Consider the following 389-nt stretch of genomic DNA (forward strand, 5'->3'; position numbering starts at 1 on the left):
TGGTAGCTTAAGCGAACCGCCTGTTCCTTTAATTCGGGGCTGTAATATCGTTTTTTCATGTTTCTAAGATATTTGTTTTGTAACAAACGGTCTTAAATTTTATGTCCGAGTAAAGGTAGCAACTCCACAATGACTAAGCTCGCCCTTTGGTACAGCCAAATTGAAAATAGTGGTTTTAAAAGCTTCAGGATTGTTATGAACACAATCTCTTTAAACTACATGGGAATCTTAAATTATTTTGACAATAGAAGCACCAATGCCTCAGCGGAATCCTTTAATGCCAAAATTAAAGCGTTTAGAATGCAACTTAGAGGTGTAAGAAATAAAGAGTTCTTCCTGTTCAGATTAACTCAAGTTTATGCTTAGTCCCCAACTTTTGTACTTGATCC

Annotated in this window: 1 protein-coding gene; it reads left to right on the plus strand. The window is 36.0% G+C overall.

What is annotated here, in order from left to right:
* Positions 1-129 precede the first annotated feature (129 nt).
* Positions 130-366: a transposase gene (locus tag HC176_RS17285; protein WP_209309786.1), complete on the plus strand. Its 237-nt coding sequence runs from the start codon at positions 130-132 to the stop codon at positions 364-366.
* Positions 367-389 lie beyond the last annotated feature (23 nt).

This window comes from Tamlana crocina, from assembly GCF_012037625.1.